General features: G+C 44.9%; 22 protein-coding genes. 10 read left to right on the forward strand and 12 right to left on the reverse strand.

Annotated elements, in window-relative coordinates:
- Nucleotides 1-148: 148 nt before the first annotated feature.
- The 5 genes from RS891_RS19580 to RS891_RS19600 all read right to left on the reverse strand — a co-directional run bounded on the left by RS891_RS19580 (nt 149) and on the right by RS891_RS19600 (nt 3,921).
- The gene (locus RS891_RS19580; protein WP_113052083.1) at nt 149-1,465 is read right to left on the reverse strand and encodes a nucleobase:cation symporter-2 family protein; all 1,317 of its coding nucleotides are present in this window, start codon (nt 1,463-1,465) and stop codon (nt 149-151) included.
- Between the two features lie 349 nt (nt 1,466-1,814).
- Nucleotides 1,815-2,114 (reverse strand): Dabb family protein, encoded by a 300-nt coding sequence (locus tag RS891_RS19585; protein ID WP_315792952.1) that lies wholly within the window; start codon nt 2,112-2,114, stop codon nt 1,815-1,817.
- Nucleotides 2,115-2,147: 33 nt separating this feature from the next.
- Nucleotides 2,148-2,693 (reverse strand): PadR family transcriptional regulator, encoded by a 546-nt coding sequence (locus RS891_RS19590; protein ID WP_315792953.1) that lies wholly within the window; start codon nt 2,691-2,693, stop codon nt 2,148-2,150.
- A gap of 71 nt (nt 2,694-2,764) precedes the next feature.
- The gene (locus RS891_RS19595) at nt 2,765-3,145 is read right to left on the reverse strand and encodes a hypothetical protein (protein WP_315792954.1); all 381 of its coding nucleotides are present in this window, start codon (nt 3,143-3,145) and stop codon (nt 2,765-2,767) included.
- Nucleotides 3,142-3,921 (reverse strand): YhgE/Pip domain-containing protein, encoded by a 780-nt coding sequence (locus tag RS891_RS19600; protein ID WP_315792955.1) that lies wholly within the window; start codon nt 3,919-3,921, stop codon nt 3,142-3,144. The genes RS891_RS19595 and RS891_RS19600 overlap by 4 nt, the downstream gene beginning before the upstream one ends.
- Nucleotides 3,922-4,018: 97 nt before the next feature.
- Here RS891_RS19600 and RS891_RS19605 point away from each other — a divergent pair, with 97 nt between their 5' ends.
- The 3 genes from RS891_RS19605 (at nt 4,019) to RS891_RS19615 (ending at nt 7,277) form a co-directional block, all read left to right on the forward strand.
- Nucleotides 4,019-5,272: a cytochrome P450 gene (locus tag RS891_RS19605; protein WP_315792956.1), complete on the forward strand. Its 1,254-nt coding sequence runs from the start codon at nt 4,019-4,021 to the stop codon at nt 5,270-5,272.
- A 230-nt stretch (nt 5,273-5,502) separates the two neighbouring features.
- Nucleotides 5,503-6,354, forward strand: a complete 852-nt coding sequence (locus RS891_RS19610) for an AraC family ligand binding domain-containing protein (protein ID WP_315792957.1) — start codon at nt 5,503-5,505, stop codon at nt 6,352-6,354.
- The gene (locus tag RS891_RS19615) at nt 6,351-7,277 is read left to right on the forward strand and encodes a DMT family transporter (RefSeq protein ID WP_315792958.1); all 927 of its coding nucleotides are present in this window, start codon (nt 6,351-6,353) and stop codon (nt 7,275-7,277) included. Before RS891_RS19610 ends, RS891_RS19615 begins: the two co-directional genes overlap by 4 nt.
- A 107-nt stretch (nt 7,278-7,384) precedes the next feature.
- On the opposite strand, the gene RS891_RS19620 is transcribed toward RS891_RS19615, so the two are convergent.
- Nucleotides 7,385-8,077, reverse strand: coding sequence for a pseudouridine synthase (locus RS891_RS19620; RefSeq protein WP_113052076.1), 693 nt, complete (start codon nt 8,075-8,077; stop codon nt 7,385-7,387).
- A 200-nt stretch (nt 8,078-8,277) separates the two neighbouring features.
- On the opposite strand from RS891_RS19620, the gene RS891_RS19625 reads away from it, so the two are divergent.
- The 6 genes from RS891_RS19625 (at nt 8,278) to RS891_RS19650 (ending at nt 14,806) form a co-directional block, all read left to right on the forward strand.
- Nucleotides 8,278-9,162: a hypothetical protein gene (locus tag RS891_RS19625; RefSeq protein WP_113052075.1), complete on the forward strand. Its 885-nt coding sequence runs from the start codon at nt 8,278-8,280 to the stop codon at nt 9,160-9,162.
- A gap of 74 nt (nt 9,163-9,236) precedes the next feature.
- On the forward strand, nt 9,237-9,869 hold the full coding sequence (locus RS891_RS19630) for a DUF1963 domain-containing protein (protein ID WP_315792959.1): 633 nt from the start codon (nt 9,237-9,239) through the stop codon (nt 9,867-9,869).
- Nucleotides 9,870-10,131: 262 nt separating this feature from the next.
- Nucleotides 10,132-11,340 (forward strand): MFS transporter, encoded by a 1,209-nt coding sequence (locus RS891_RS19635; protein WP_315792960.1) that lies wholly within the window; start codon nt 10,132-10,134, stop codon nt 11,338-11,340.
- Between the two features lie 90 nt (nt 11,341-11,430).
- Nucleotides 11,431-12,669 (forward strand): aspartate aminotransferase family protein, encoded by a 1,239-nt coding sequence (locus tag RS891_RS19640; RefSeq protein ID WP_024630502.1) that lies wholly within the window; start codon nt 11,431-11,433, stop codon nt 12,667-12,669.
- 278 nt (nt 12,670-12,947) lie between these two features.
- Nucleotides 12,948-13,997 (forward strand): zinc-dependent alcohol dehydrogenase, encoded by a 1,050-nt coding sequence (locus tag RS891_RS19645; protein WP_315792961.1) that lies wholly within the window; start codon nt 12,948-12,950, stop codon nt 13,995-13,997.
- A gap of 71 nt (nt 13,998-14,068) precedes the next feature.
- Nucleotides 14,069-14,806, forward strand: a complete 738-nt coding sequence (locus RS891_RS19650; protein WP_315792962.1) for an HAD family hydrolase — start codon at nt 14,069-14,071, stop codon at nt 14,804-14,806.
- 102 nt (nt 14,807-14,908) lie between these two features.
- On the opposite strand, the gene RS891_RS19655 is transcribed toward RS891_RS19650, so the two are convergent.
- From RS891_RS19655 to RS891_RS19675, 5 genes are all read right to left on the reverse strand, one after another.
- Nucleotides 14,909-15,091 (reverse strand): YjfB family protein, encoded by a 183-nt coding sequence (locus RS891_RS19655; protein ID WP_315792963.1) that lies wholly within the window; start codon nt 15,089-15,091, stop codon nt 14,909-14,911.
- 315 nt (nt 15,092-15,406) lie between these two features.
- Nucleotides 15,407-15,667 carry a hypothetical protein gene (locus RS891_RS19660; protein WP_113052070.1) on the reverse strand — a complete coding sequence of 87 codons (261 nt, stop codon included), beginning with the start codon at nt 15,665-15,667 and terminating at the stop codon, nt 15,407-15,409.
- A 31-nt stretch (nt 15,668-15,698) separates the two neighbouring features.
- Nucleotides 15,699-16,559 (reverse strand): Cof-type HAD-IIB family hydrolase, encoded by an 861-nt coding sequence (locus RS891_RS19665; RefSeq protein ID WP_113052069.1) that lies wholly within the window; start codon nt 16,557-16,559, stop codon nt 15,699-15,701.
- 210 nt (nt 16,560-16,769) lie between these two features.
- The gene (locus RS891_RS19670; RefSeq protein ID WP_113052068.1) at nt 16,770-17,225 is read right to left on the reverse strand and encodes an SMI1/KNR4 family protein; all 456 of its coding nucleotides are present in this window, start codon (nt 17,223-17,225) and stop codon (nt 16,770-16,772) included.
- Nucleotides 17,226-17,324: 99 nt separating this feature from the next.
- On the reverse strand, nt 17,325-17,855 hold the full coding sequence (locus tag RS891_RS19675; protein WP_315792964.1) for a GNAT family N-acetyltransferase: 531 nt from the start codon (nt 17,853-17,855) through the stop codon (nt 17,325-17,327).
- 210 nt (nt 17,856-18,065) lie between these two features.
- Here RS891_RS19675 and RS891_RS19680 point away from each other — a divergent pair, with 210 nt between their 5' ends.
- A complete protein-coding gene (locus RS891_RS19680; protein WP_113052067.1) occupies nt 18,066-19,226 on the forward strand; it encodes a S8 family peptidase in 1,161 nt (386 codons plus the stop codon).
- 121 nt (nt 19,227-19,347) lie between these two features.
- Here the strand turns inward: RS891_RS19680 and RS891_RS19685 are convergent, their stop codons facing one another.
- The gene (locus tag RS891_RS19685; RefSeq protein ID WP_113052066.1) at nt 19,348-19,746 is read right to left on the reverse strand and encodes a RidA family protein; all 399 of its coding nucleotides are present in this window, start codon (nt 19,744-19,746) and stop codon (nt 19,348-19,350) included.
- Nucleotides 19,747-19,906 lie beyond the last annotated feature (160 nt).

Consider the following 19,906-nt stretch of genomic DNA (forward strand, 5'->3'; position numbering starts at 1 on the left):
TTTTACTCTAAAGACTCTGCAGTTTACCCAGCATAAAGACCCAAGAGATTCATTGGCGAGGGGAGTCATTCCGATCATTCCACCTCATTCAATATCATCTTGGGTCTGTTCCTTTTATCCAGATCGTATGCCAGTTAATCAGACAATCTTACGTATGTGCTTCTTGAGCCTGTGCGGGCTGTACGGGCAGACTCTCTTTTTTGAATCCGAGATTAAAGAAGATATTGAGCAGAATGGCGCACAGACTGCCTGTGATAATACCATCACCAACAATAATGCGGATACTTTGAGGCAGCTGGGCAAACAGATCAGGCACAGCCGTGACGCCAAGACCGAGTGAAACCGAACAAGCAACGATTAACAGATTGGATTGCTTGCTGAAATCCACATGTTGCAGCATTTTAACCCCAGATGAGACCACCATGCCGAACAGAACCACCGTTGCCCCTCCGAGTACCGCGCTGGGGATAATCGTTGCGAATGCCGCAACTTTGGGGATGAGTCCGAGAAAAATCAGAATACCTCCGGCTGCAACAACCACATTGGTTGTTTTCACTTTGGAGAGCTGAACCAAACCGACATTCTGGGCAAATGTGTTATAAGGAAAAGCATTGAAGATGCCACCAAGCACAAATGCCAGACCTTCTGCGCGGTATCCTCGTGCCAGATCCTTTTCATTAATTGGTTGATCACAGATTTTGCTCAAGGCCATAAACACACCTGTAGACTCAATAATGACAACCGTGCCGACAATAATCATGGTAATGATCGGACCGATTTCGAAGGTAGGCCATCCAAAGTAAAAGGGCTGGGGCAAATGGAACCAGGAGGCTTCCTGTACAGAACTGAAATTCACTTTTCCCATGAGGGCAGCCACGAGGGTACCCACAATAATACCGAGGAGAACCGCAAGGGATTTGACAAAGCCGCGAGCATATCGATTCAGCACCAGAATAAAAAGCAATACCCCGAATGAGAGAGCCAGATTATCTAAGCTTCCGAAATTTTCGCTGTTTGCCCCGCCTGCCATGTTTTTGATGCCCGTTGGAATCAATGCCAAACCAATAATGGTTACAACTGTTCCAATCACGACGGGAGGGAACAGCTTGACAATTTTACTAAAGAAGACAGCACATATAACGATGAATATGCCTGCTGCTATGATGGAACCGTAAATGGCTGGAATTCCATATTGTGATCCAATCGCAATCATCGGAGTCACAGCAACAAATGAGCTTCCAAGAACCGCTGGCAAGCCAATTCCCAAATACTTCCCTTTGCGTGCCTGAAGCCATGTCGCGATACCACAGGTTAACAGGTCAATTGATACCAGGTACGCCAATTGTTCTGCAGTCAGGTTTAAAGCCCTTCCCACAAGCAGCGGAACCAAAATGGCCCCGGCATACATCGCCAATACGTGCTGAATTCCCAGTGAAAAAATCCTCATTCTCTTGGTTTCTCTCATCCCTATCTGCCCCCTGTAATTTAGAATCACTTTACCGCTGCAAAATCGTGTTATGTTGATTCACATTATATAAACTATTCAGGGAAGTTCCATGATTCATAACATAGAATTGTTGAAGGTTATAAAGAGAACTCATTATTTTGGGCACTTTGTACAAAAGGGAATGAGCACAACCTCTTTCCTTGTCATATTATCTCACACGAAAAACAAATCAGCTTCGCTTCTCACGATTCCATCCCAATCGAAAACATAAAAAAGGCCAGCCAGAAATTTCTGGCTAACCTAATCATTTGAGAACCACCGGAATGGCGACCTCATATGCATACTATATTATGGACAATGCTCATGCTCAGATCGGATAATCGACAACAATCACATTCTCCACCCACTCATTCAAGGAAGTTACAAAAGACTGATGAGCAGGATGCGGGCCATAAGCTCGCAGCGCTTCCTGATCTTCAAACGTCACTCTCAGGCCAAGTGTGAAGCCCTGAATATGATCTGTCTCCTCTGTTACATTAATGCCTGCGGTAAGATCCACAATTCCAGGGATCTGTTCCTGTAACGCGAGCAGTTGAGCCACCAATTCCTGCTGTTTGACCGGAGTGATTGTATCGATTAATTTGAATACGACCAAATGTTCATACATTATCTTCTCATCCTCATTCCATTAAAGAGTTATTTAGCTTTTTAATACTCTGCTCTGAACATGATGCAGCAGCTTCTGAAGCCAGATCATATCACTTTGAATGGAGTGGTAAGCGTGATCTCGCATCAACAACAGTGCATCTTTCAGATCCTCCTGCACATCAATCTCCTGAGGTGTATGAGAATCAATATATTCCAGTTTCTTATTCATCTTCTCAATAATATCCTCAATCAAATAAGCGATCTTCTGATTATCCACCTTATCCAAATGGACCAAAGCAGCATATAAGGACTGTATGTTCGTAAACTTCTGGAACACCTTATATATGCTCTCTTCAAGGGACTGACGTCCTTTTTCGGTGATGCCATATGTCGTTTTGTCCGGTCGATTTTCTGTTTGAATCGTTTCTACCTTCTCGATCAGGCCCTTCTTCAGCAACACTTCAAAATTATAATAAATGGTGCCTTCCGTAATCTTGGCATCCGTTTGATCCAGATGTTTCCCTATTCGTTTCTTAATATCATAGGGGTAATAGTTCCCCTCACTTAGTGCACCGAGTATAAATATTTGAATCGACATTGTGACTGCCCCCATTCTGCTCTTCCAAGGGTACAGCTTCTTCCTCATCGCCTACCCTCATAACTTCTATTTTATATCATAACGGGCTGTTGTACAGACTCCTGTGTCGTATCGGTCTGTTTGGCTTTTTTGAAATGATGAATGGCCGTATTGATCACGAAGGCTCCCAAGCCCACCAATGCCAGTCCGACCGCATATTCTACCGTTTTCCCTCCGCCGAAGAGAATATTATAATCCAGATGCGTTGAATAGAACATCGGTGTGATCTGACTCACGAATTTGAAGTATCCTGGCATCATCTCTGGGGACATGGACGTCCCGTTTGCAATGGACTGACTGAGTACGAATATCATATTGATCAGCATTCCGCCTTGACCGAGAAGCATGATAAAGATGCTGGTGAACTCAATGGACACAAACAGTTGCAGGCTGTGTACCATCCACATTTTCAAAACACTTCCACTCCATACCCCTGCACCATAAAATAAATGCCAATCCCTACAAGTGGAGCAAGGATGGAAACAAGCAGGTTCGTACCTCGCATTGCAAAGAATGCTCTCCATTTCCCCATCTCTCCTTGCAGTTGCTTCATTCCGCCAATACTTTGCATCGCGTAGATCATGGCTCCAACATAGAGCGCCATCGTGATAAACATCGGTGCCATCTGATTCTGCATGCCTGCTGGCTGAGGGTTGCTCAGAACAATGTCCGATGACACTTTGCCCATAGTAGACTCCACAATCTGTTTCGATTGCTCTGCAGGAACCTGCATGCTGCTCAGCACACCCTCGAAGCTCTGTGCCTGAACCTGTGCGCCCATCTGCGCAGTAATTTCAGCTGCAACATTTTTCATGGAGCTCGTGATTGTTGTTGGGTTCGATTCATTAATCAGATACTGGAGCTGAGCTTTACCGCCCTGTTCAGACAGTTTCTCCGTAAAATCACCCGGTATACGTATGATCATATGGATTTCCCGGTCTTCAAGCCCCGTCTTTGCCTGTTCCAATGATTCGTTGGTTACTACCGTAAATGGCAATTGTTCCTGCAATTGTTGTACAAATTCAGTACCGGATTGCTGGTCCTCGTTGACAATGGCAACGGTAAGATTGGTTACATTTTTGGGGATTGCGCTATACCCTGACATAAAAACGGTCAACATTACAATTTGGTAAAAAACGATCATAAATATGCCTGCCTTGACTCCGCCATGCTTCAGTATGTTCTTCACTCTCTACTCCACCTTGTTATCTCAATTTAAACTACTTGAATTAAAGTACTCTCATTTGTTATATTTGTCAATGAGACCAACCAAGGAGGCGAAACGAATGACGAAGAGCTCTATTATTTCTCTGTCAGAAATCACGAATTTCCAATCGAAAGAAGAAGAATTCAGTCCCTACCGTTGGTATAGCAGCATGTTGAATCAGGAACCTGTCATCTACAATGAAGAGACCGATTCCTGGCATGTATTCAGGTATGATCTTGTCAAAACCGTGCTTAATGATCACGAGCACTTCTCCAGTGTGAGAAAGAGATCAATTGTTAATGTGGGATATTCAAGCGAAGAAGAAGGTTCGGACAGCGAGCATCACATGCCGGACAAGCTGGATATTCACAACGTAGATCCGCCGGAACATCGCAAGCGGAGATCATTGCTGGCAAGTGCATTTACACCCCGAAGTCTCAAGCTCTGGGAACCAAGAATAGAGGCAGTGGCCGAAGAGCTGATCAGAGAATTTGAAGATCAATCGGAAGTGGACATTGTTGAAGCTTATACGAGCATGTTTCCTGTCATTATCATGTCCGACCTTCTCGGCATTCCTTCCAAAGATCGTCATTTGTTCAAGGATTGGGTGGACACCATGTTTATGCCTACTACCGATGCCACTTTTGATCAAATTAACGAAATGAAAAAAATTGCCGGGGAAGAATATTTCAAATACTTGTATCCCTTCGTTGTGTCCAAAAGATCCAATCTGGGAGAAGATATCATATCAGACCTGATCCAGGTTGAGCTCGATGGCGAGCACTTTACGGATGAAGAGATTGTGCGAACCACCATGTTTATTCTGGGCGCCGGCATAGAAACCACAAGCAACCTGCTGGCCAACTCGTTCTACGCCCTTCTATATGACCAACCGGAATTGTATGCCGAACTCAGGGATAATCTGGAGCTTGTTCCGGCCGCAGTAGAGGAAATGCTGAGATATCGCTTTCACATCAGTAAAATGGACCGCATGGTCAAAGAGGATAACAGTGTCCTTGGTGTTGAGCTGAAAAAGGGAGACGCTATCGTGGCGTGGATGAGTGCAGCCAATATGGATGAGAACATGTTTGAAGATCCGTTCACCTTAAATATTCATCGATCAAACAATAATAAACAGCTTGCGTTTGGTTTTGGTACTCACTTCTGTCTGGGGGCTCCTCTGGCCCGTTTGGAGGGTAAAATTGTGCTGAGCACCTTCCTGAAAACGTTCACCAAAATTGAACCCGTGGCAGGATTCAATCTGGAGGATAACCTGACTCCTTCTGCGGCAGGACAGTCTTTAACAAGTCTGCCTTTGAAGCTGTATAAGTAAATACATCTGACGTAAAGTCAATATAAGGTTAATTTAGGTCCGAATTCATATTGTTATCCGTTGAATGAGCTATAATTGAACCAAAATACTCGTCATCCATTTAGTTAGGGATAGCGGGTATTTTGGTTTTTTATATGTTTAAACAAAACGAAACGAGCAATATCGTCCAAGAAAGTCCCTTCTTTTCATATTATAATGACATTTAACTTACCAGAAAGAAGGTGCAGCAGGTGACTCGCGAAGTGCGAACCGTCGTGTTCGATACCGATCTACAGCTTGAAGCTTATCAATTCGAAGGCATTATGCAGAAATTCCCCAATCATTTTCATGACTATTACGTCATTGGATTTATTGAGCAAGGCAAGCGACATCTTGTATGTAATAACGAAGAATATATCCTGAACACTGGGGACATGATTATTTTTAATCCGCATGATCCCCATGCCTGCGAACAGGTGGACGGCAGAACCCTGGATTATCGTTGCATCAACATTCAACCTGAGGTCATGCGCCAATATGTACAGGAAATTACCGGACAAGATTACTTGCCACGGTTTGCTTCCCCTGTCCTCTATCAGAGCGAACATGTTACTTCTTTGCATGAGCTGCATCAGATGATTTTGGAAGAGCAAGCTGACTTTCACAAAGAAGAACTGCTGCTCTTTCTGCTGGAACAGCTGATGAGAGAATATGCAGATGCCGAACCGCCTATTTCCGCCCAGGACGTCACCATCGAGATTAGACGCATATGCGAGTACATAGAGACTCATTATATGGAGAGCATTACGCTGAACCAGTTAGTCGAGTTAACAGGGCTGAGCAAGTACCATCTGTTGCGTTTATTTACTCGTCAAAAAGGGATATCTCCCTACCGCTACCTGGAAACGATTCGCATCAATCAGGCCAAAAGGCTATTGGAACAAGGCCAACTCCCAATAGAGGTCGCCGCGCAAACAGGTTTCAGTGACCAGAGTCACTTTACGAATTTTTTCAAAAAACTAATTGGCTTGACGCCCAAGCAATACAGACGCATCTTCAACCATGAAGTGGATTCAAAGCGCACAGCGGATGATCAGTCATGACAAGTCAGAACAAAATCTCTACTGGACATCCGCTGGCCTTACTTACGATCCTGATCTGGGGAACAACGTTTATCTCCACCAAGGTGCTGTTGATCGATTTCACCCCGGTGGAGATTCTCTTTTTCCGTTTCGTGATTGGCTATGTAGTGCTCTTCCTGATCTATCCGCGGTTGATGCGAATTACCTCACTCCGAGAAGAAATGCTGTTTATCGGTGCTGGATTATGCGGGGTTACGTTATATTTTCTCATTGAAAATATTGCACTGGTGTACACCCTCGCTTCCAATGTAGGTGTTATTGTTTCGATTGCTCCTTTCTTTACCGCAGTCCTTGCTCATTTCTTCCTGGATGGAGAGAGATTGCACAAGCGGTTTATCGTGGGCTTCACCATTGCCTTGTCTGGCATTATCCTTATTGGATTCAACGGCAGTTTCATTCTGCAACTGAATCCGCTGGGGGATCTGCTTGCTTTCGTGGCACCTGCTGTGTGGGCGGTCTACTCCATACTCATGCGCAAAATAGGTGAACTCCCCTATCACACCATCGGTGCTACACGCAAAGTATTCTTTTATGGACTATTATTCATGCTTCCGGCTTTGTTCCTATTCGAATTCCACTTCGATCTTGGGCGCTTCGCCAATATGGCCAACCTCTCGAACTTTCTCTTTCTCGGGCTGGGTGCCTCGGCCTTATGTTTTGTAACCTGGAACCGGGCAGTGAATCTTCTGGGAGCCGTCAAAACAAGTGTGTACATTTATTTGGTGCCTGTCATTACTGTCGTCGCTTCTGCACTGATTCTACATGAACGGATTACCAGGATAACGCTGCTCGGAGCTCTATTAACGTTGCTCGGATCATTTATTTCAGAGAAGAAAGTACAAAGAAAAGACGACTACCGTAGTAAGTTGTCAGAAATTCAATAATATATTTATGGCTTCATCCATCGTCCAGAACTCAAAAAAGAAGCATTAATCCCTATGGGAATAGTGCCTCTCTTCATTTTGCCGGGACATCGCAACGATGCCTTTCTCTAATTCAACATGGATAGAAGTTTCTCCAACTCTTGCCTCTCCAGATGTCTCCATTGCCCACGCTCCAGTCCTTCCAGCGTAACATTCATAATTCGGATGCGCTCCAGCTTGAGCACTCTGTAACCCAAGGCTTTACACATTCTGCGGATTTGCAGATTAAGTCCCTGCGTCAAAATGATACGAAATACGTTCTCACTATGCTTATATACCTCACATGGCTTCGTCACCACATTCAAAATCTCAACCCCTTGCGACATCGCCCGTACGAATTCGTCTGTCACTGGTTTGTCTACGGTTACTACGTATTCTTTGTCGTGGTTATGCTCCGAACGCATCATCTTGTTCACAATATCTCCGTCATTCGTCAGAAAGATCAAACCCTCGGACGCCTTATCCAACCTGCCAATCGCAAAGATACGCGAGGGATAATTCACATACTGAATGATGTTTCCCTCTACCTGTTCTGCTGCGGTGCAGACAATGCCGATGGGTTTATTCAAAGCAAGGTAAACAGGCTCGCGATCATTGAAAGGAATCTCCTCACCATCAATGAGTACGATATCCTCGGGCTCTACGTCTGCACCTTTTTCACACACGTTACCATTAATCGTGATGCGCCCGGCTGCAATTAATCGGTTCGTTTCCCTGCGGGAGCAGTATCCCGTTTCACTTATGTATTTGTTAATTCGCATGTTCCACCACTTCTCATCTGTAATATTGCCACTTGTTCATTAGCGAGCTTATGTTGCCAGTTCATCGGCTTCGTTCAATAGGTTAGTACCTTGTACTGATTTTCATCCCACATCATCTCACTTATAATGAAACGAAGCAAATGAATTGTTATACGTTAGTACATAGGAAATTCAACATAAACTTCGGAAAGGAGTTAGGCATGGACAAAAAGTGTATGAGAGTGCTTAAAAAATTATATCTACACGGTAATGGTGAGTATGACAGAGCACGAGGAGTAATGATCTATCAAACGGATACATTAACTGCTGCCCAACAGGAGCTACTGACTACACAAGGCTGGGTGGCTAATGATCTGGAGTTAATCCACCATGATAATATCCTTCAACAACTAATCGCATTCCAGCAGAATGAACGTCTTTCCTGGTCGACGATTACCCAAGCATTTATTGCAGGTGTAGGGGGCAGTTATCCACGAGGCATATCTACGCTTACAAGCTATCATATGATGATTCACTCGCAGATGCATGCTTATGAGGAGACTGAACAGTTCCTTGCTTGCAAAGTTTGCGGATTCAGTCATAGAGATGAGGGCTGGGAGAATCTATCCAATATCCGTTACGCCCTGCACCAGGGTTATGATTACAGTGGGTCAAGCGTAGGTGCATACGCCGATCTGACAGAATTCATCAATTTACTTGAGAAGGAACCTATTAAACCAACTCCCGAGGATATCACTATATTTAATCAACTGCTTTATATGCTGGATCAAGCTGAAGACGAAGAATCTCCGGGAAAATTTGAGAAACGACTCACTGCAGAGAAATTGGTCAAAGGACATGCCGGAATTCGCAGAAGTATTCTTCAAGCGCTGTCCAGGGTAGGTGTGCTGCCCAATCAGGTTCTCTCCCTAAGTACAGACCATTGGACCAACAACGAACATCTCCTGAACGGTGAGTTGCAGCTTAATAATACCAAAGGCCGATCTGATATGGAGATGCCTTGGGCCGGCTGGCAAGGTAAACTTGGCGTCGATTGGGACAAAGCGCGCAAGCTGTTCGGACATGTGATTCAAGTCAAAGATTAAACCCACCAGCCTGTCATATTTATTGGTTATTGTTTGTCTAAACAGCTTAATCCAGATACAAAGAGGAGTTTACCATGCACAAAGTTAACCAACTTTCAATTGACCCTGACGTTCCGAACCACAATACTGGCATTTGGATTGGCGGAGAAATTGCATATGTTACAGAATGGCCGCTTAATCAGGAGAGTCAGCCCTTGTTGCATTTGTTCTCCATTGATTGCAATACACTTTTACAACAGCTGCATATCCCTTCGTTGCCCCCTGGGAAGTATATTTCGGTCTTCTCCACCTATTCCGCTTCGGAATACTTTTTGGATCAGGTGTCCTATACGGGGGATGAGCTGGAATGGAAGGAAAATATTCTAGCTGGATGTACATATGTATCCGTATCTTCAGAGCCACTAACTTCCGTATGTCCCATTCAATCCATTCCTTTATGCGGAGTAGGATTGACCGAAATACAAATAGAGGAACAGGATTTCCCTGCCTTTTCATTTTTCTCTTCCATACTACCAAACGGTGCGAAAGGAATTAGCCATCTACTAGAGGACTATCAATTCGTTTGTCAGATTTATTCCGGGGATTTCCCCCATCCCTATCAGGATATACTGGGACTTTCTGATGCTAATGGATATTTGTTATTACGAAATGGCCTTGCGTCTGCTCATGCACCCTTGGATGGAATTTTCTTTGTGCAGACCGCCTAGTGGGGACGATAGCCTAGGTTTATTCATAAGGATCTGATCATCAAAAAGTTTCCTGTCTATTACAGACAAGGAAACTTTTTTCGCTTCGACACGAAACCGTTTTAGGTTGAACATTGTGTGAGAAAGATCATTCATTCGTCAAAAGTTAACATTATTTTACAATAAAAAGCATGTACAATTGCATAATTATGGTATAAGTTATATACGAAAGAAACATTATTTACATAATATAAAATTTATATCCATCTTAGGAGGACAACTTATGAGAAGAATTTTCGCTTTAAGCTGCGGTTTTTATCTGTTAATCGGCATAACCAGCGTTGTACTCGGTGCACTTCTCCCCGTTTTATTGACACATTATGAGCGTGGTTATAGTGATGGCGGATTTTTGTTGTTTCTGCAGTTCCTCGGTTTTCTTGTCGGGGTGCTCGTTGCTCCTTCCATGACTGCCCGCATCGGCAGAAAATCCATGTTAACCATCGCACTGATCTGTATTGTGGCCGCCTATGCCGTTCTCGGATTCTTGCCATCCTGGACAGTTGTTCTTCTTCTAACCATTATTGTCGGGTTTGGGTCTGGTATCATTGAGCCCTCCGTTGGTGCGTTTACGATAGAATTTACGGAAAATCAGAAAGCAGTCGCAATGTCCAAGCTTGATGTGTACTTTGCCCTTGGAGCACTTCTCATCCCGGCAGTCGCTGCCTTATACATTTGGCTGGATCTTTGGCATCTTACGTTTTATACCGTTTCCGCGTTATCCCTTATTCTCATGCTGTTATGGGTGACCATGCCCACCTCCGCCGCTTCTTATCTGAAAAAAGCTGGTGAGAATACCGTTGGACATGCAACGGGCAGGGCCCAGTATTCCAGAAAACATATAGGGGTGCTCACAATCTTCGTCATTTTTTTCTTCGTTTACATGGGTCTGGAGTTAGGCCTGATGAACTTCCTGCCCTCCATCCTGGTCGAACGATTGCAGCTACAGGAGTCTGTCGCTTCATTAAGTGTATCCATCCTATGGATTGCCATGATTATCGGTCGTCTTTTTTCCGGAAAAATTGCTGAAGCTGTCAACTACATGCCTTTCCTGATCTGGAGTACGGTAGGTACACTTCTGTTCGCCGTTGCCATGGTGTTCGTAACAGGCCAATGGGCAACATACCTGCTAATCTTCGGAACCGGATTGTTCATGTCAGGGCTGTTCTGTATCGCACTGGTCTATGCCAACATTTTAATTCCGGGCATGACTGAGCGCACAACCAGCATCCTGATTGCATCAGGCGGGATCGGTGGCGCCATTCTGCAGTATGTAACCGGATGGAGCATGAGTGCTTGGCCTGTAGTGAACACGATCTGGATTTTGGCCGGATTTTGCTTGATTCTGCTCCTCACTCTCGTACTCTCTCATCTCTGGAATGTAAGGAACAGCACCGTAAGTGGAACTCTCGCACATCAGAGTAAAGAGATTTAAACGTTGCTTCTTGAGAGGGGTGATGCCTGCGTAATCCGGAATTTTTGATCTTCGTTCAGGCTAGTACATTACATTTATGGAGGGAATCGTATGCAAACCTTAACCAAAAACCGTTTTAGAACCGGACAAGGGATTAAGTTGATTGACGATGCAGGCGTTGAATATCTGGATGGTGTATCCGGTACGTTCAACCTGTCACTGGGCTACAATCACCCGCATGTCGTGAGCAAAATTCAGGAACAAGTCGGCAATCTGACGCATATGTCTTCCTCCTTCACAGAACCGTATGTGGATGAAGTGCTCGATCATCTGATTGAATATGCTCCAAACGATATTAATGCCGGTTGGATGCGGGATATTACGGGCTCAACCGCCAATGAATGTGCCACCAAAATTGCACAGAAATACACGCAATCCACAGACATTATCAGCCTGTACCTGTCCCATCATGGTCAGACCCAGTTTGCAACAGGGATTTCGGGAAATGCCTTCCGGCGGAAACGGTTTCCAAATTCGGCTGTTGCCAACTCCGTTCATGTACCTGCACCATACTGCTATCGTTGCCCATTCAAATCCTCAAGCGGAGACTGCGGATATCAATGCGTTGAAGCTATCTCTGATGCTATAGAATATGCGAGCTCCGGCTCAGTCGCCTGCATGATCATCGAACCGATCCTCGGCAATGGCGGCAATATCATTCCTCCTGCTGGTTACTTCAAGCGCCTGCGTAAACTGTGTGATGAGTACAACATCATTCTCATTGCCGACGAAGTACAGACGGGAATCGGACGTACCGGGTATATGTTCGCCAGCGAACTGTTCGATATCCAGCCTGACATGATTACTCTTGCCAAAGGTCTCGGTGGTATCGGTGTGCCTGTTGCTGCGGTATTGATGCAGTCCCGATTGAATGTCCTGGAAAAGCATGAACATTCCTTCACCTCAGGAAGCAATCTGATCTCTGTAACCGCAGCCAAATCTACCCTGGAGGTTGTATCCGAACCCGGTTTCCTGGATGACGTGAAACGCAAAGGTGAAATTTTAGGTGGATTACTGCAAGATTTGGCCATGAAATATCCAAGCATTGGTGAAGCTCGCGGAGTCGGCCTGATGTGGGGATTGGAAATGGTGGGTGACAATAATGAACCAGATACGGATAAAACTAACGCCATTATCGACCGTGCCTTCACGGATGAGCATCTGATTTTAAGAGGATCACGTTACGGCTTCGGGAACGTAGTTAAGGTCAGACCATCGCTTACCACAACAGAAGATGAGTTGGTTGAAATTGTAGAGCGACTCGATTCGGTGCTTGCCAGCGTGCATTAAAACATTTCAATGCCATTGCTCGAAGTGGTTGTTTCGGTTACGAATCGTTCTTCTGACCGCTGTTATCCCCGGAATTTATTTGATTTCCCTTTTCCGAGGGGAAAATCCGTTGATAGCATATGCTTCCGAAGTAGCTTTCTTCCAGAAAGCTTTTAGGCGAACGCTCCGTTTCTCCAGAATCGATTTCGTCCCCTCCACTACTTTCGTATCTTGTCAGAAACTGTTTTTAAAATGAATCGCTATAGTTACATTTCATATTATTATAAGGAGGTTTTAACATGTTAGCATTGGTATACAAATCGGCTTGGGATGTAGCGCTTGAGGAACGGCCTGTTCCGGAAATCGTAAGAGACAATCAGGTGTTGGTTCGAATCCGGGCAACGGGTGTGTGCGGTACCGACCTCGGTATTGTCAGTGGTAAATATCATGCGGTTCCTTCCGTCATTCTTGGTCATGAGTCTGCCGGGGAAGTCATTGCCGTGGGCTCAGCTGTAACGACACTGCAGCCGGGCGACCGGGTTGTCATCGATCCTACCTATTATTGCGGGCAATGCGACATGTGCAGAACAGGCAGACAAAATCACTGCACACATAAATCGGTTACAGAGACAGGTGTGAGTGCTGACGGTACATTTACGGATTATTATGTAACCGAGGATCGCTTTTTGTATAAATTGAAGGACCATGTGAGCTATGAGGAAGCGACCCTGACTGAACCACTGAGTTGCATGCTTACAGGTATTAATCAAATCCATCTGCTGCCGAATTTTAGAACAATTATCCTCGGTGCGGGCCCGATTGGCATTCTATACAGCTATGCCCTCGCTTCCAAAGGCGTTACTGGCTGTCTCGTCGATATCTCCGAAGAACGCCTGGCTATTGCTGGTTCGATTGCACCGGACCGCTGGGAGGTTCACTCATCCTTTGAAAATGCGATAGAATCGCTCGCACCCACAACGAATCAGGTTGATATGATTGTGGATACGACAGGCGTCGTGGGCACTCAAGTGCTTTCGCAACTCGCCAGCGGCGGTTATCTCATGCTGGTTGGTCTGAGAGATGGAAACACTTCGTTTAATCCCAAGGAAGTTGTGGACCGCAGTCTGAAAATCATTGGCTCCATCGACTCCCTGGGCACATTCGCAACAGCACATTACATGATTGAGCAACAGATTATCCCGGCGAAAAAAATTATCACCCACTCGTTCCCTCTGGAGGATTACGAAGAGGCATTCCGCACGCTTGGCTGCGATATTCAGGGACGTACACTTCAAGCTTCTTCCCATGCCATCAAAGTGGTGCTGCAATCCAGCGGCTCCAGCATCTAATGTAGCAAGTTAATCATGATTGAGATAAATTAGAGATAATTGCTTACAGAATTCTGGAGGAGGAATACAACATGGTAGCAAACAAGGAGTTTGACGGGCTGGGAGAGTCGAAGGATGACAGCATTCAGGCGGTCATTTTTGACATGGATGGCGTACTGATTGACAGCGAACCGATTTATTTCGAGATTGAGCGCAGTTCTTTTGCCCATTTTGGAGCAAAGATGACGGAGGCGGAACATCACACCTATGTTGGAGTTACGCTGGAATCGATGTGGCGGCAAGTGTTGGATAAGCACCAGTTGACGGCTACCGTGGAAGAAGCCCTCGCCTACCATCAACATAATGTGATGCAGACGATGCTGGCTCACCCGAAGCTGACAGCCATGCCTTCTGTGGAACGCTGGTTAAGCTGGCTGCATGAGCAGCGCATTCCGATAGCCGTTGCTTCTTCATCTCCACGTGCACTGATCGATCTGATCATGGACAAGACCGGACTTGGAAAATACTTTGAGGTCCGAATGACAGGTGAGGAAGTCACGAACGGCAAACCGGCTCCGGATATTTTCCTGACTACAGCTGAAATGATTGGAGCATCCCCTTCGAACTGTCTTGTCATTGAGGATTCGCGCAATGGTGTTCAGGCCGCCAAAAGTGCAGGCATGCGCTGCATCGGATACCGTAATCCGGGATCAGGTGACCAGGACTTATCCAAAGCCGATCTTCAGATTTCCAGTTACGATGAGTTATGGACGTTGAAAGATACACTTCCGTTGGAAGGCAGATCGCCAAGCTTGTCAGAAATAAAATAAGACGAAAATAAACAACCCAAACGGCTTCAATTCAATGGAATTGGAGCCGTTTGGGTTTTGCTTGCTGCAAATTTAACACAATAACGCAAACTTGAATATCGTCTAGACCGAAATATCCAGACTTCCACCCAAATTAGGATGAGCAGCCGGAACCGACTTTAACATTTCTGTTAGTTGTTGACCTTGCTGCTCTGCCATGTCTTTCGACATTGACATGACTTGCAAGCTCGCCGACTGCGCCACTGAGACTTGACTCATAGCCATTGATAATGCTGCAATATCCATGTTCTGCACTCCTTTCGTTTTCTAGTCAATAAGCATACCTACTTTATATCGGTCAGATGGGAGAAAATATGTAATTCTCTCCTTCATGTTCAAAAGCTTAACATTCGCCCTCCCGCAATCCTTTTGAAGATGCTATAACAAAACAAAACATCAACAAATACGTATATATTAAAATCAAGAGGGAGGGTAGCTTATGAACGGGAAAAAATTTGTTATCCTTTTTTCAGTCATTGCCGGAATTTGCATCGGGTTATTTGGTGGATTTATCTATTGGATCCTGTCAGGAGTCTAGAACATTACTATGACAAATAGTCTCTAACCTAAGTATTTCAATACCCCATCTGTTTCCTTGGCTCTCAGGGTGACTTTGGCTAATAACTGTTCCGGTTGATGAAAATCCTCTTTGATCTCTGCCATCAATTCCTTTACCATCTCTTCCAGTTGCGCTAATGTTGTTTCTTTAGGTAAAATACGAGTTCTTGCGATCTCATGTTTACGAAAAGAATCATCGTACAATGGTACTGTTTCCTGACCGAATGCACTAATTTCCAGCTCAACTTTTATTCCTTCCGACATTGGTTTCACCTCTTCACTCGTTTAAGGCTGATTAGGCCTCAATCAATCCATATTTCACAAAACTGTGGTACAACCCATCTTCTTCAATAGTTCCAGTTATATCATCTGCAATGACTTTGAGACCTGGCTTGGCATTACCCATCGCAATCCCTACACCACAATACTCCAGCATCTCCGCATCATTCATGCCGTCCCCAATGGCAAGTGTATCTTCACGTGACATACCCAGATGCTCCAATAAATCTGCAATAGCAATGGCTTTATGAATGCCCGGGATCATCAGTTCACCGCTTCCTTCACCAAAGATAGGTACCGTACACTGAATGACTTCGAATTTGCCTTCAAACTCCTGCTTGATTCGATCGAACGGAATCGTGGAGCTTTCCAGAAAACAAACTTTGTTTACGTCGTCCTTGTATAAATCGGCTTCACCATATGTCAAACCAGCAATAAACGGATGTGGCTTTTGTTCTTTTTTTGCTCTGGCATCGGGATCATTCTCTATATCACCATAGATGCGGCGTTCCAGATGAGATTGAAGATGGCTACTCGCGTACAAGGCCGAATTGGATTCCAAATAGAAGTCAATCTGGTGTTCATTGAAAAAATCGACCATATGCCGTACATCTTCTGCCGTTACCCTTTTGTGATACAGCACATCCTGACCGAACTCAACATAGCCACCACCGGCACCGATCAGACCGTCAAATCCTACGTCCCATATAGAATCGTAGATTTCCGCCTTCGATCGTCCTGTACATAAATAAAGCAGATGTCCATTTTCACGTGCCTGTTTGCACGCCTGTTGTGCGGACACCGGAATGTTGCCGTCATCATCTACCAATGTGCCATCAATATCTATAAAAACAATCTTTCGATTCGTTGTGTTCATCTTCGTTTGCCCCCATCATGTATATTGCCTGCGTTAAATGGACATTCTCACCATGCCGACGGGCATTGTTCCAGAGTCATGTCCACAGGCTGAATAAGCTCTGCTTTGGCACCCACGTGAATCTCTTCCGTTATTATATTCACCGTAGGCTGCTCCCCTTGCTTGCTCCCAAATTCGGCCTGTGGTATCACAAATCAGCAATCAATATTATTAATTTCGAGGTGTTCGCTGATCGATCAATTTTTCCAAAAAGCCAGCAAAGGAGTCCGCATACACTTCAGGTTCCCCATTAAAGTAATCCAAACGCATCACCTTGTATTCCCCAAGGTTATCAGCCGTCCGCGTATCAAAATAGTAATATTCATCTTCGTCTGGTACAAACAGTTCCAATTTCCCTTCCTTCTTCGTGTCTTCATCGGCAAGTCGGTATCTATATAGAATGTCCGTGTCCGTATACTCTCGGTGTTCCGGAGGCGCAATGGTCAGAATTTCTGTTCCACTCAACATCGCTTCACCATAATTCAGAAGCCACCAGCGATAGGACGGAGGTAATGAAAAACCCAACTCCTGTTCCACTTCGGTAATCCAGCTCTCCTGAACTTGATGATTCGGGAACCAGCGTACAGCCTCGGTATGCTCCAGTTTCTCGATTAGACTTGTATACATAGATACACCTCTCCTATCTCAACGTTTTAGGTTGGTCCGTTTCCAGTTGCAGTCTCTTGCTTAGGCTAGGCGCTTCCCATTCTCCAATAAATACAATGGTCACTTACATACCAACTTATCCATATGCACCGTCAGCCAATCATCGTCCTGCTCCACAACAACCACATATCCCTGACGTTTCCAAAAATCCACGGCACCAGGCAAAAAGCGATGTGTATGCAAATACAACGTTGTGTAGTGCAGTTCTGCCACCACTTTCTCCAGTTCTCTTACGAGAAGTGAACCAATGCCGTATCTGCGATATTTAGAATCCACATAACATTTCACAATTTCGGCGGCAGACTGCTCAGGATATCGTCCATTCACAACTTCGATGCGTCCATCATAAGGCAGTATGCCAATGGAACCCACAACTTCTTCATCTTCGGTAAGAGCAACTAGAAATACAGCATCAGCTGAATCCAGATAATGTTCTTTGAATTGCTCCAGATCTACAGGTAACTCCTCGTGATCCAGCATTGGAAATACTTCTTGGCGGACACCCATGGCAAAATCAATTGCATCATTGATTTGGTGCTCTTGAATAGCTATCACTTTCGGTACGGCATGAAGCTGTGTCACAAATTCCACATTCCTTACCCTTAGATTCGAGCCCTTTTTCAGCTCCGTATACGAACCAAACTAAGCGCAAGTTCGCTCTCTGCTTACAATTCTACCGAAATAAACTCTTTCTATCAATCTATCTAAACGATTAACCAAAATAGAAGAAAGCCCTCGCAATTTGATAGGGATCGCATACGATAAGGCGTGTCATCAATCAACTTTGAGGGGGAAGAACATATGTGGTTATCGCTTGGAATCTCTGCTGCAGCTCTGCTGGCAATTGGATTCGTCTATCGTTATGTGGAAGATAAACTTGCAGCCAAAAAGTTTCATCCCCACGCACCCAAACAGCTGTTAATCAAGTTCAAGGAAGGTACGACAGCCGACGAGATGCACACTCTGCATAAAAAAGCAAAATGCAACGTAGCCGAAACGTATGAAGATCTGGGATGGTATCGCATTGAATCAAGAAAGAAAATGCAACGTATGTTAAAGCACTACAAGGACCATGTGCTCATCGAGCACGCTGAACCGAACTACTACCTTCAGTCATCGTTTACGCCAAATGACCCGTTTTTTCCTTACCAGTACAACCTGCCAAAAATCAATGCTCCTGCTGCCTGGGATATTTCCCAGAGTAACAGCTCGGTGAAAATCGCTATCATTGACACTGGCGTGCAGTTAAACCACCCTGAGCTTGCTGGCAAGCTCCTTCCCGGATACGATTACGTTGATTATGATAATATTCCCGAAGACGGTAACGGGCACGGCACCCATGTAGCTGGAATTGCAGCTTCTATAACCAATAATGGAGTTGGCATTGCAGGTGTGGCACCGCTCGCTTCGATTGTCCCGCTACGTGTATTGGATAACAATGGACAAGGTACAACGGGTAACGTCGGAAACGGACTTGTTTACGCAGCCAACAACGGTATTCAAGTCGTTAACCTGAGTCTTGGTGGGCCAACGGGAGAAGCTTTTCTTCAGGCTGCCGTACAATATGCATGGGATCGGGGCGCTGTCATCATCGCGGCAGCAGGTAATGATAATACTTCGTATCCGATTGTACCTGCATCTTATCCGAACGTCATTGCGGTAGCTTCAACCAATCCTTCCGACCTCAAATCAAATTTCTCAAACTATGGATCGTGGGTTGATATGGCTGCACCAGGTGATACTATTCTATCCACCTACCTGGGTGGCTCCTATGCCTATCTAAGCGGAACGTCCATGGCGGCTCCCCATGTAGCGGGAGTAGCTGCATTACTCGCTGCACGTGGGAAAACTAATGCGCAGATTCGTGATGCCCTCTGCTTCGCATCCGATCCCGTATCCGGATCTGGTGTCTACTGGACGTATGGGCGACTGAATGCCTATCAGAGTCTGCAAGTGCCATAACACATTTACATTTAATCATAATGGCATGGACTATCTCCATTTCCATTTCTCACGAATAAAGAAACCAAAAAACCATGGTGCTTCTTTCGAAGCTCCATGGTTTAAATACGTTTATTTGGTTCTACACTTTTGCTGCCCATATTTCGATCTCAATTTTAATTTCGGGTAAACCTAACTCCGTAATATACCCAATTGTCATCGCAGGATAATCATGACTGAATAATTGTCCCCACTCAGCGTATAAGAAATCCCAATCGATTTTCTCCGTCGCCCATACGTTAACTTTAATAATATGTTCAGCATCTAAATGCTCGGATTTGAGCACTGTTTTAATATTACTGAATGTATTCGTAACTTGCTCATTCAGACTGTCCGGAAAATGTCCGCTACCATCTGCTCCAATTTGACCCGATGTCACGAACAACTCTGCATTCCTCGGAATTCTTGTAATATGCGTGTACTGTCCTACAGGAGCTGGCATATTAGCTGGATTTTTTCTAGTAATTTTATCAGTTTCCATGTTGATTACCTCGTCATTCTTAAGATTTTTCTGCGATATTTCCTAGTTTTCTTCCTAATTTGGGCACACTTCTCCCTTGGAATAGATTCTAGAAAAAGACAGCAGTGGAGTATCCATATCCCGGAGATATAAATGCAAGTGATTTTTTCTTCATGATTGG

This window comes from Paenibacillus sp. BIC5C1, from assembly GCF_032399705.1.
Taxonomy (GTDB): Bacteria; Bacillota; Bacilli; order Paenibacillales; family Paenibacillaceae; genus Paenibacillus; species Paenibacillus taichungensis_A.